General features: G+C 32.9%; 7 protein-coding genes. All 7 read left to right on the forward strand.

Annotated features, from left to right (window positions below; genetic code table 11):
- Positions 1–37 precede the first annotated feature (37 nt).
- The 7 genes from MOO46_RS06680 to MOO46_RS06710 all read left to right on the forward strand — a co-directional run bounded on the left by MOO46_RS06680 (position 38) and on the right by MOO46_RS06710 (position 13,795).
- Entirely contained in the window at positions 38–364 is a 327-nt protein-coding gene (locus MOO46_RS06680; protein WP_249510903.1) for a toxin-antitoxin system HicB family antitoxin, read from the forward strand.
- Positions 365–366: 2 nt separating this feature from the next.
- Positions 367–1,188, forward strand: a complete 822-nt coding sequence (locus MOO46_RS06685) for an SPFH domain-containing protein (RefSeq protein WP_249510904.1) — start codon at positions 367–369, stop codon at positions 1,186–1,188.
- A 157-nt stretch (positions 1,189–1,345) separates the two neighbouring features.
- Positions 1,346–2,203: a D-alanyl-D-alanine carboxypeptidase family protein gene (locus MOO46_RS06690; RefSeq protein ID WP_249510905.1), complete on the forward strand. Its 858-nt coding sequence runs from the start codon at positions 1,346–1,348 to the stop codon at positions 2,201–2,203.
- Positions 2,204–2,209: 6 nt separating this feature from the next.
- Positions 2,210–3,205 (forward strand): C40 family peptidase, encoded by a 996-nt coding sequence (locus MOO46_RS06695; RefSeq protein WP_249510906.1) that lies wholly within the window; start codon positions 2,210–2,212, stop codon positions 3,203–3,205.
- 18 nt (positions 3,206–3,223) lie between these two features.
- Complete coding sequence (locus MOO46_RS06700; protein WP_249510907.1) at positions 3,224–3,793, forward strand: GNAT family N-acetyltransferase; 570 nt, start codon at positions 3,224–3,226, stop codon at positions 3,791–3,793.
- 29 nt (positions 3,794–3,822) lie between these two features.
- Complete coding sequence (locus tag MOO46_RS06705) at positions 3,823–4,365, forward strand: hypothetical protein (RefSeq protein WP_249510908.1); 543 nt, start codon at positions 3,823–3,825, stop codon at positions 4,363–4,365.
- 151 nt (positions 4,366–4,516) lie between these two features.
- Positions 4,517–13,795 carry a DUF5776 domain-containing protein gene (locus MOO46_RS06710; RefSeq protein WP_249510909.1) on the forward strand — a complete coding sequence of 3,093 codons (9,279 nt, stop codon included), beginning with the start codon at positions 4,517–4,519 and terminating at the stop codon, positions 13,793–13,795.
- Positions 13,796–13,804 lie beyond the last annotated feature (9 nt).

A 13,804-nucleotide genomic window follows, 5' to 3' on the forward strand; every position in this document is an offset into this window, starting at 1 on the left:
TTATAATTTGAAATAATTCAGTGTAGGAGGTGTGAAGATGAAAGTTACAATCAAGCTAGATGGCATGTTAGCTGATCAGGTTAAAAAATCAGCTAATACTGCGCATACTAGTGTTGAAGAATACATAACTAATTTGCTACAGGATACTTTAAAAACGGGTAACTTTGAGCAGCGTCAATTTGTTGGTAAACGTGTTGATGGTAAGAATGTCAATGGCAATAATCATCTCGTAATGATGGATGGAATTTATTATCGCTATGATTTAATTAATGAAAAAGAACTCAATCAAAATGCTTCATATGAAGTTATTGGTAATAATGGAAATATTTTATATTTAAAAAAAGTTAAGGAAGAAGGAATTTAATTATGCCATTTGGAATTAAAGTTGTTAGACAAAACTATGAAGGACTAGTTGAAAATTGGGGTAAATATCGTAAAACAATTCACTCAGGATTACATTTTTACATTCCATTTGTTCAAAAAATCAGAAGTGTTAGTTTAGCAATGCAACCTAAGTTGTTACCTCGCTATTCAATCATCACGAAAGATAATGCTGAAGTATCCGCCAGTGTAACTTTAAATTATCACGTTACTAACTCGGTTAAATATCAATACGAAAATACGGATTCAGTTGAATCAATGTCGCAATTAGTTCGCGGTCATTTAAGAGATATTATTGGTCGTATGGAATTAAATGAAGTGTTAGGTTCAACCGCTAAGATTAACCAAGATTTAGCTGAAGCAATCGGTGATTTGACCAATACTTATGGAGTTAATGTTGATCGAATTAATATTGATGAATTAACTCCATCAGCAGCTATTCAAGAAGCAATGGATAAGCAGTTAACTGCTGATCGTGAGCGTCAAGCTGAGATTTCTAAGGCACAAGGTGATGCTCAATCCATCCAATTAAGAACGAAAGCACAAAATGAAGCTTTGATTGCCACTGCTAATGCCAATGCCAAAGCTACTAAATTAAAGGCAGATGCTGAAAAATATCGAATCGATACAGTTCAAGATGGATTGAAAAATGCTGATGAAAAATACTTTGAAAATCAATCAATTAATGCATTTGGTGAGGTTGCTAAATCCGATAGCAATTTAATTGTGGCACCAATGAACAAAGCTAATGAATATGGTCAAATTGCTACTTTAAAGAAAATCCTTAAAGATGGCGATAAAAAATAGTCTTAAAAAAGTCATTTTATAATGGCTTTTTTATTTGTTTATAATATAAGGTTAACTTTTTACATGAAAAATATTAATATATAATATTGGGGGTGTAAAAATTAATAATAAAATTTTACAAAAGACGCCGGTAATCTTAATGGTTATCATATTTTTTATGACTTTTTTTAATCCAATAATTGCGAATGCTGATTTTAAGACATCAATGTCTAATCATGCTAGGGCTGCAGCAGCAATGGATTTAAATAATCATAAATTTCTTTATACAAAAAATGCTAGTAAACGTTATGCAATTGCTTCAACTACCAAATTAATGACCTTATATTTGGCAATTAATAAAGTACAGCATGAACATAATGGCTGGAATCAACGGGTAAAAATTTCTAATAACTTGAGTCGTATGAGCAAAAGTTCTGACTTAGGAAACGTTCGATTAGTTGCGGGAAGAAAGTATACCGTTAAGACTTTGTATCGTGCCAGTTTAATTGCTTCATCAAATGCATCGGCCATTACTTTAGGTAAATGGGTGAGTGGTTCGAATAATAAATTTATTCATTTAATGAATTATCAAGCTAAACAATGGCATCTTCAAAACCAAGCTCATTTTGTTTCGGCATCAGGTTTAGAAAATAATGACTTATATCGATATGGAATTCGCTATGGTAAATATCGTGATTATAATCGAGTAAGTGCTAGAGCAATTACCAATATCGCAGCTAAGTTATTAGATTTATATCCTAATATTGTTAATGATGCTAAGCATCGGATTGCTTATATGGGTAGCCAAAAAATGAAAAATGAGAACGAATTGTTAAAGGGTGGCTATAGTTATGATCATGCATTGCATGTTGATGGCTTAAAAACGGGTTACACACCTTTAGCTGGTTATTGTTTAGTAAGTACTAGTAAATTACATAATCGTGATCGTATTATTGTAACAACTTTACACGATAATAGTGGATCAAGAGATCAAGCTAAAATGATTAAAAGTATTAATTCAAGTATAGGAGAATAATTTTTAATGAAGAATAATGTTCTTAAGTGGATATCATTAGCCACGGCAGTATCAGGTTTATATTTAGGCATAAATAATATTTCTGCACATGCGGATGATAATGCTCAAACAACTCAACAAAGTACTTATAATGAAGCCAAAACTTTATATCGCACTAAATTTCATTTTTATAAAGAACCTAATTCGAAATATCGATTAAGTTCTGCTAAGTATGATAAAGGTAAGAAGTTCAAATTAACTCGTATTGCGCAAAGCAGTGGTGGAATTACCTACGTTAAGACTAACAAGGGCTGGATTAATCAGAATGCTTTTACTCAGTATGTAACTGGCTTTGGTAATATGGACTACTCAATGAAAGTAGTGAAAGACGATGCAGCACTTTATAACAAGCCTTATGAAACTGCTGGGGCTAAAAAAATTGGTTCCACTAGTTCATTAGGTATCTTTAACCAAGAAGTTAAAGTGAATGGCCGTGCTGAAACTAATTTACGTAAAGGGTATTATCGTTTTAATTATAATGGTAGAAACTATTATATTAGGGGTAAATATTTAGAATTTAATTTGGCTGGACTAAGTGGTTCGAATAAAAAAATTGAAACTGCTTTTAAAGCCGGTTATAAGCTTTATGGCAAATCACCTTATGCATGGGGAAAAGGTCGTACAGTATCAAGTGTACGTATGCACCAATTTGATTGCTCTTCATTTGTTCATTATATGTATTCCAAAGCTGGGGTTCGCTTAGGTGCAATGTCAAGTGCATCAACATATACTTTAAAAAACATGGGAAGCCATGTTAATTATAAGCATATGAAACGTGGTGATATTTTCTTCTTTGATGACAAATCAGAAGGGAAATTCTGTCATGTTGCCTTTTATTTAGGTAATGGTTTATTTATTCATGATTCTCCTTCCGCTGATACTGGTGGTGTCGGGATTTCATCATTAAATGATCCACATTGGAGCTCACGTTTTAATCATTATGTTAGAAGAGTTGTATATTAATAAAAAGTGGTGATTTGTATGTTTCCATGTAAAATTGACGATGAGATTGAATTATCATTACCTGATATTGATCATGATGCGAAAGCTTTGTTTAATTTAATTGATCAAGACCGGAATCGAATTATGAAATGGTTGCCTTGGGTTAAACATATGCAGACGGTTAAAGATGAACAAATCTTTTTATCTAATTCATTAATAGATTATCAAAATAATAAATCCTTAATAGTAGTTATTAAATATCACGGAGATATTGCTGGTACTATCAGTTTTAATGGCTTTGATGAAAACCGTCATACCGCGGATATTGGATATTGGTTAGGCAAAGATTTTACGGGTTATGGAATTATTCATCGTTGTGTAATCGGGATGTTAGATATTGGATTTAATCATTATGATTTAAACAAAATCATTATTAATGCAGCGGTTGAAAATAATGCTAGTAACAATGTTGCTAAAAAATGTAATTTTCATTTAGATGGTGTCTTAAGAGAAAACGAATTATTATTAGATGGCTTTCATGATGAAAATACTTGGTCATTACTATTAAAAGAAAAAATTCATAATGATTTTCATTCAAATAAAATTTAAGGTAAAATTACTTTCAAAAGGGTGGTCTTATGAAAAGTAAGTTAAAAATGTCAATTAAGGGTTGGCTATTTGCAGTAATCTTTTTTGTGTTTGCTGTATATGCCGGCTTTATTCAATATCACTATGATGGAATCAAAGATATTGATGTTACGTTCTTGTTTACTAATCTAGGTGATTATATTTGGTCTTTAATTTCTTTAATAATTATTGTCATATTATATGTAGCTTTTAGTTTAGTTCCATCGCGTAAATTAACTTTATTACCTAATATATTCATGCTCATGACAGCAGGACAAATTTTAGTGCAAGCATACTATACATTACCAAGACTAAATATTATCGGTTTAGTTGTGGAATTAATATTTACAATTACTCATTTAATGCTTGCTTATTATTTGACTAAGATTAGTTTTGATGTGATTGATAATGATAACGATAAAAAAGGTTATTTTAATAATTGGTTTAATCAACTTAAGAAAAGTTTGATGCAGAATTATCGGGAATTAACTATATTTATGATTTTATATATTTTAATTCGTTCGATTACTGTAATATCGGTGACAATTAAATAGTAAAAGAGCTCAAAATTACTAAAATTTGAGCTCTTTTTTTTTAAGCAAAATCTTTGATAGTTATATTAGTTTAGAATTATTATTTACTTGTAGAAAATAATTATGTACATATTAATTATTGTTGAAATAATTCTGGATGGGGATGCTTTAAATGCAATACAACAAAAAACAATTTCGTAAATCCAATGACAAAAAGATTATGAAAAAGGTTAAGAAGCACTGGGTTGTTGCTTCAATTGCATCATTTGCATTCTTTGGTGCATCAGTTTTCGCTAGTAGTAGTATGAATGTTAAGGCTGATGATAAAGATTCTAATAATGTTATTCAATATGAACCTAATAATAATCAAAATTCTAATAATACTGAAAATATTTCATCAAAGAATCAAAATGGTGACCAAAGTAATTCTAATGAAGTAACTTTCAATCCTAGACAAAGGCAACCAATTTCTAGTGCCCAGTTACAACAAAGCAATCTTACTTCTATGCAAGGTGCTCAGACTAATCCATCTACTCAAAATAAAGTTTATACTAATGCTGTTCAACAAAATCAAAGTACAAGTAACAATGATAAAGGTATAAAAGATTGGCAAAATGGTGTTAAAGATAATACTAATACCAGCTCCGATTATAATAATGCTTATAATTCCGCTAGTCAGGGATTTAAGGACTCAATGAATAGTGATAAGAATATTGTTCAAAGCCAGAATAAAAATAATACGAATAATCCTGCGTCAAACAATAATAAGATCAATTCAAATTATCAATCTGGAGTAAATCAATATAATAATTATCGAGATGTTATGAATTCTGGAGCTTCAGATGCCTATAATGGTAAAGGTGATAATTCATCATTACAAACTGATACTTCAAGTAAAAATTATTATGAAGCTGCCTATAATGGTGCTAATAATGCTAAATCTGATTACAATAATGTGACACAAAATGAAGGAACTAGTAATCAAGATTACACAAATTATCAACAATGGTTAGCAGATAATAATAAAAGTCAAAATGATACTCCACAACAAAATCGAGATAATGTTAAATCTTATAGTGATTACCTAAACGATAAATTCAATTCCAAGGGTAATGTTAGTGTTCATACTAGCAATTCTGCAGTTGTCCAGGTTGCTAAACCTGATGATAATGCAATTGTTAGTCAACAAAATCAATATAATCAACAACAAAATTATAATAATAATTCAGGTTATGCACTAGCTTATCAATATGGAATTAATTACTTTTTAGCTAATAAAGGTGCTGAAGATGCTAAAGCTGGTAAATGGAATGGAACTAATGGTTCAAATACCATGAAGTCATTCTATCAACCTAGTTCAGGTTCAACTAATCCATATGATCAAGCTTATTTAGGTGCTCAAGCAGCCGTAAATAAACAAATTAGTCAAACACAATCCGGAACAAATACGACTGTTAATAATTATTCAGGAACCAATAATTCGGCATATTATCAAAGTGGATATAATGATGCTGCTAACCAAACTCAAAACGGAACGGTTTATATTGGTAATGCCGTTCAAATGGATAACGTGTTCAAAAATGATATGGCTAACGTTAATTCATTGAAACTAGTTAACGATATTGCTTATATGAATTATGACAAGTTTGCATTAACAGCTGTTAAAAATATTAATTCTACTAATTTAGATATCGATGGTCAAAATCATATGTTAGATCAAACTGATACTAATTATACTTTTTGGCCCAATAATCCTAACACTAAATTGAATATCCATAATTTTCAGACTATTTATGGTGCCAGTTATTATGGACCATTTGCTTTTGATAACACTGGTAATGATAATAACGCAAACACCTATTCTATAACTTACTCTAATATTAATTATATTGGGTCTAAGTTGGTTTCTTCATATTATAGTGATGTATACGTTAACGGAAGTGTTAATCAAGATGATGTTGATACTTATACTTCACCATTCAATTCAATGGCAACTCAAACTGATAATATCTATGGTAATGGTGGTAACTATCAACCAGGAGTGCAAATTAATAATATGATTTTAGGAGCTGGTGCTAAGTATTTCGTAAATACTGCTCAACAAACTGGTGGAACAACTCTTCAAATTAGGGGTAATTTAACATTAGGCCAAAATTCTACAATGACTCTAATGCCTACTGGTGCTGCTCAAGGTCAAAATAGTCCAGATAATGTTAATAATTATGGTATTGATATTCAAAATGCTGATTCATCACTTAATGTCAATAAAGGTGCTACTCTAAATGTTTATCCCGAAACCAAATATGGTCAATATGTTTCAGGTATTCATAGCAATGGTAATATTAATATTAATGGCGGAACCATTAATGCAGAAGCATATGGGGAGTTTGCCAATGGAAAAAATGTATTAATTTATTCAAATGGTTCTATTGATGTTCTTAATGGTGGTAATTTGAATGTTAAAGTTGCTGGAACAAACAATAACTCAGCTGGTTTAATTAATAATAATTCTGTTATGAATATTAACAGTGGTGGAACTTTAACTGTTGATGGTAGTAACACTAATGGAGTTGTTAACCTAATTAATGGGAATCAACTTAATGTATATGATGTTGGCAATAGGAATGTTAATCTATTAAGAAATTCTAATAATAATAGTTCATTCTCTACTGCTGGTATTAATGGGTACACTGTTCGTGCCTATACTGATCCCGCTAAACCTAATGATACTTGGTATTATGACTTCAATATGGATTCAAGCGGAAATTATACTGGTACTGACCAAAATGGTAAGAAAACGACTGGAAATATCAATACTCAGTCACTATATATAGCTGCGGTTCCATCGGCATATTTTGTTGGACCAATCTATGTAACCAAAAATTTAAGTGGTAATACCGTAATTAATGGTTACGCTAGAGTTGCTCAATATAGTTCAACTGCTGGTCCTGTATATATTCAATATGTTGCCGGTAACTCTGATGGACAAAGCATTCCCCAATATACAGATATGCAAACTATTGGGAATCCATCTATTGGTAATAGTTTCTCTAGTCTTGATAAGGATAAGTACAATCAACAAGTTCAAATTAATGGTAAAAATGATTTAATCCCTATTAGCTTTACTTTACCCGCTGGTAGCCCATCTTATAACACTTATGGAGTTAGACTTCGTTATGGTGTTAGTGGTGTCAATGAAGTGATAGCTAATAATAAGTATACTTCTAGTGTTGAAGGTCGTAATCAAACCAGCGATGGTAATTTAAGTGAGAATAATTCGGTACTATCAGCTGGATCTATTGATAGCTCCAACCAAGGAACTGATAATGCATTAGATGATTTATCTAATCAAACTAGTGATAAAAGTTCTACTATGTATCAAAAAGATCCTGATTACACTAATGCTTATGATAGTGTAACTGCCGGCTATAATTTGTATGGCAAGAATCCTAATCTAGGATTAAACGATCAATCGAATGTAAATTCTATTTTGCAAAATCTACAAGCTAGCAATTATGATGTCGTTAATGGATCATTCAATAATATTGCCGATCCAAGTTCATTTATTAAAGGTTATGCTAGAGCTAAAGCCGATGCTCAAGGATACATTGATGGTGCTAATGCATTTGATAAAAATGGTTACAATCAAGCAGACAATAGTCAAACTAATAGTTATAAAAATAACTATAATCAAGCTTTCACATTTGCAATGAATGGTTTTCAAAATGCACTTGATGGCAATAAGAATCTACCAAATCCTAATGCCGGTGATAACGATCCAGAAAACATTGCTTACAATGCGGGCTACAATGAAGAAACTAATGCCATGAATGGTTCTAAGTTAGCTGCACAAAATCAAAATGCTAGTGTTAACGGCCAAGCAAATTCATATCAAGCTGGTTTCAATGCTTATAATCAAGCTTTGAATGATTATAATACAAAACATCAAGCTAGTGATGTTAGTTCACAACCACCTTTGTATCAAAAGATGTATAACTATCAATTTAATGGTATTTGCAATGATGTTGCTAAGGGTGTTCAGGATGCACAAAATAATCCTAATCAAGGGGATGCCTACAATGGTAGTCCTGCTCAAAAGCAAGCATATGCAGCCACAGTCGCTGGTAATAATGCCCAAGCTAATAATTCACCTAAGCCAAGCGATTTTGATAAGCAGTCACCTATTTATCAAAATGCTTATAATAATGCTTACAATCAAGCCCAACAGGCACAAAAAAATGGTGCAGCTTTAACTCCGGGACAACAAGCTGCTATTAACAATAATAATAATAATAATCAAAATGCTAGTTCTGATGCTGCGCAAGCTAATCCAGCTAATGATAGTAAATATCAAGGTAATTCCAATGCTGATATGACCTATCAAGGTGCTAAAGATGGCTATGCTAATGGCGGTAATGGTAGTATGGATACTACAAAAACTAGCAACCAAAATTATGTAAATGCCTTTAATGTAGCTCAAGCAAAAGCTAAAACAGCTGCTTCAAATGGTGCTAATCAATTCTTAAGCGGGCAAAATAATAAACCAACTGAAAGTACGCCGGCAGAACAATCAGCTGATCAATATGGTTATCAACAAGCTCAAAAGGGTTACAATGCTAATCCAGTTGATCAATCTAATACTGATCCATCATATCGAGCTGGTGTCAAAGCCGCCCAAGATAAAAATACTGGAGCTCAATATGCTCAACAACATCCTACCCAAGGAATTAACTATCAAGGTCAAAATCAAAATCAAATCGATGCCTATAATGCTACCGTTGATGGGAGTAAAGCCGGAGCAAGTGGAATTACTAAACCTGATTTAAGCAAACAATCACGAGTATATCAAGATGCATATAATAGTGCTTATCAACATGCTAATGATATTGCTAACCGTGCTGCTGCAGGTCAATTAAACGAAAATAATCTTATTACTCCACTTGACCGTAATTCATTTGCACAAGGGACTTCAGATGCTCAAAATGGTTATAATATCGCCTTAGAAAATAATCCAACCACAAATGACAGTAAATATAATGGTACTTCTAATATTGATAAAGCCTATCAAGGTGCCCGTGATGGATTTACTGATGGGACAACGCCTAATAGTTCACCTAAAAGTAATGATCCTGTATACCTAAATGAATATAATAGAGCAAAAAATGATGCAGCTAAAGCAGCTAATACTGGTGCCCAAGAATTTGCTCAAGGTAATGATAAAGGCTCCAGTAGTACTTCGTCATCAAATGATGCTTTAAGTGCTGCCCAAAATAAAGGCTTTGAGCAGGCTCAAACAGGATATAGAAATCAAATTGCTAATGATGTAGATGGGAATAATAAAAATGTTAACTATGCACAAGGAGTTCAAGCTGCAAAGGATGTACAAAGTGGACAAGAATTAGCCAAAACAGATTTGTCAACTGGATTAGAACATCCAAGTAGTATTGCTCAATCACAATCATTTAATGGAAGTAAAGATGGGACTATGGATGGTGCTTCAGGTAAACCAATGAATCCTAAAGAAAACAATGATTTCTATAATAGTTCTTATCAAAAGGCTTACAAAAATGCTCAATATTTAGCACAACAGGGTGCCGAAGGTAATCCTGTTGACCAAAATAAATTAAATAACGATAAAATGGCTAGTGAAGCTTACTCACAAGGTGTTAATGACTATAATAATGCTTATCAACAAGCGTTAAGCCAAAATACACCTGATAATGATGGTCAACATACTGGTGATAGTAATTATGATCAAGCTTATAATGGTTCAATTGACGGATTTAAAGCAGGTAACAATCCTAAGAGTCAACCAACTAGCAGTAATCCTGTTTACATGCGTGCTTATAATCAAGCACAACAAAATGCTAGTCGTGCCGTTACAGATGGAATTAACGAGTTTAAAGCTGGTAAATCCCAAACTGAAGTAAGTGATAAAAACGATCCAGTATCAGAAGCACAAAACACTGCCTTTAACCAAGCTAAAGCTGGATATAATGCCAATCCTGTAGATTCTACTAATAAGAATCCAGGTTATTTAGCAGGGATTCAAATGGCTAAAGATAAGAATCAAGGTATTAGCGATGCACAAAATGCTAATCAACCTGATCCTAACTATCAAGGTAGTGATGAGCAAAAACAAGCTTACAATGCTACCTTTGCTGGAATCAAAGCTGCCATGAATGGTCAAGCTCAACCTGATTTGAGTAATCAACCTAAGGTATATCAAGATGCATATAATCAAGCTTATCAACAAGCCAAAGCAAATGCTGATAAGATTGCTCAAGGTAATACTCCAACTGATTTAACACCTGCCCAAAAGCAAGCTAATGCTGATGCTCAACAAGCAATTACTAATGCTGCTAATGCTGCAAATGATAATAATCCAGCTAATGATGCTAAATACGCTGGTAATACTAATGCTGATCAAGCATATCAAGGTGCTAAAGCTGGTCTTGCTAACGGTGGAACTGGAAAGATGGATCCTAGCAAAGCAAACAATCCATACTATAAAAATGCATTTGATAACGCCCAAAGACAAGCTCAACAAGCTGCTCAAAATGGAGCTAACCAATATGTAAATGGTGAAACTAATAATCCAACGGAATCAAATAATGCTGGAAAGGCAGCTGATAACTATGGTTATCAACAAGCTCAAAAAGGTTACCAAGCTCAAATGAATGGAACTGCTGATAGTCAAAATAATGATCCATCATATCAAGCTGGTATTAAAATGGCTAATGCTGCCAATCAAGGAGCTAGTGATGCTAATAATGCTTCTCAACCAGATGCTTCATATAATGGTAGTCCTGCTCAAAAGCAAGCTTACCAAGCTACCTTTGATGGAACGCAAGCCGCTATGAATGGTCAACCAATTCCAAGTGATTTGAATAAGCAATCACAGGCATATCAAGATGCTTACAACAAGGCATATAATGATACTGATCAAAAAGCTAAGGCCAATGCTACTGATATTATTGACGATAAAATTCCTGCTGATTTGTCTAACGCTCAACAACAAGCTGCTCATCAAGCATCCAAAGTAATGAATGATGCCATTAAAGCTGCTGATGCTAATAATCCAGATAATGATGCACAATATTCAGGCAATACTAATGCTGACAAAGCCTATCAAGGTGCTAAAGATGGTTATGCTAATAATGGTAATAATACGATTGACCCTACCAAAGCTAAAGATCCATATTATAAGAGCGCCTATGACAAAGCTAATAATGATGCTAGACAAGCAGCACAAGCTGGATTAAATGAATTTAGAAATGGTCGTGAAAATAGCAGTTCTCAAGGTCGTAATGATGCAATAAATAATGCTCATAATGATGGCTATAATTCAGCTCAAGATGGCTATAATGAACAAAGAAAGAACCAAGTTGATCCATCAAATAACGACCCATCATATCAAGCTGGAGTTCAAATGGCAATTGATGAAGCCAATGGTGCTAATGATGCCCAAAATTCAGAACATCCTAAAAAAGATTACCAAGGTAGTTATGATCAAAAACAAGCTTATCAAGCTACTTATGATGGGATTGCTGCGGGTGCTAATTCTGCACCAAAGCCATCTGACTTAAATACTAAATCTCGTACTTATCAAGATGCTTACAATGCAGCTTATAATCAAGCCCAAGCCTCAGCTAATGCTTTAGCAAATGGTGGTCCTAATACAAATTTGAGTCCAGCTGAAAAGACAGTAATTACTGATGCTAATACTAATGTTGATCAAGCTAAAAAGGCTGCAAATGAAAATAACCCATCTAATGATGACAAATATAACGGTAATACTAATTCTGATATGGCATATCAAGGAATAAAAGATGGCTATGCTAATGGTGGTAACAATCAAATCAACCCTAATAAAGCTAACAATCCATTTTATCGTAATGCCTTTAATGATGCTCAGCAAAAAGCAAAAGCAGCCGTTCAGAATGGTTTGAATCAATTTACAAATGGTGATTCAAATACTCCTAATGAAGGAACTCCTGCTGAACAAGCAGCTAGTCGTAACGCATATAACGATGCTCAAAATATGTATCAACAAACTATGAATGGTGCTAATAACATTGACCATAATAATTTAACTCCAGCTCAAAAGGCGGGCTATGATAAAGCTAAGAATGTATTGAGTGGATTAAGTGATAATATTAATGGTAAGCAACCTGAAAATAATGATAAAAATTATATGAATGGTTACAACACTGCTAAAACAGCAATGGATAATGCTATTAATGATGCTCGTAATGGTAAACATACTTCGAACGTACCTAGTGGCTTGAACCCAGATATTTATAATAATATCTATAAAGAAGCTCAAGCTGCATATAATGATGGTATTAGTGGCAAAGCTTCCAATCCAAATACTAATAATGCTATTGATAAGAGTGTATACAGTCATGCATACAAGATGGGACAAAACGATATTGTAATTCCATCATCTAATAATGACCTGCATGCTAACACTGTCAATAAACCAAATATTAATCATAATAAAGCTAATAAAGGTTTTAATACTCAAGACTTTTACCTTGGTGAAATGAATGCATTGAGAAATATTAAAAATGCTAAAGTATCATCATCTAGCTATAATGATGGTTACCGTAATGGTTTACTTGGCTTATCTGGAATGAGAGATGCAGCTAATAAATCATTAATGAAGAAGTTTAGTAATAAACAAGATAAAGCTTCCTATGACGATGGATACAGTGGTTACAAGCATGGGATTGCTGCTGCAAAACGTACGATGAAGGCCAACAAACGTTTAAGCAAACATGATTTAGCTGGTAAAAATGCAATTTATGTTCATGCATTTAAGCAAGGGATGAAAGTTGAACAACGTCATCAACATAACTTAGGTATTAAGCGTGGAATTGAAAAGGCTAAATCAATGCATGCTGTGCCTACTAATTTGAACATTACTCATTCATTAACCTATGCAAAATCATACATGAGTGCATATAAACGTGAAATGAAACGTAAGATGCCTAAATACGTTTACAATGTTAGAAAGATTTTCACCCACAGTAATGTGAAGTTCACAAGGTCTGATCGTATTAAGGAATATGTAAGAAAGCCAAGATATGACTCTAATATCTTTAAAGTTGTGGGTATTGAATACTACAAGAATGGAACACCAAGATATCGTGTTCGTGGTGGTGGTATTGTATCCAAGAGTGGTACTGGTGTAATTGCTGCCGATAATAGTGTTGTAAATGTATATTATCAACATAATTTTAAACAAATTAGAGTGATTAAACCAAAGGGTGCATTGGTTCATACTGGGAAGAAATTCAGTAAGAATAATGTCGCTCGAAGAGCATATCATGGTGAAATCTTTAACGTTGATAAAGTTGTTAACTACAAAGGATTGACCAGATTCTATATTGGTCATGGAGAATATGTAACAGCTAATAAGACTTATGTTGGAAAAGTTAAATAGCGTTATGCT

Origin of the sequence: Apilactobacillus apisilvae (assembly GCF_023380225.1) — a bacterium.
Lineage (GTDB): Bacteria > Bacillota > Bacilli > Lactobacillales > Lactobacillaceae > Apilactobacillus > Apilactobacillus apisilvae.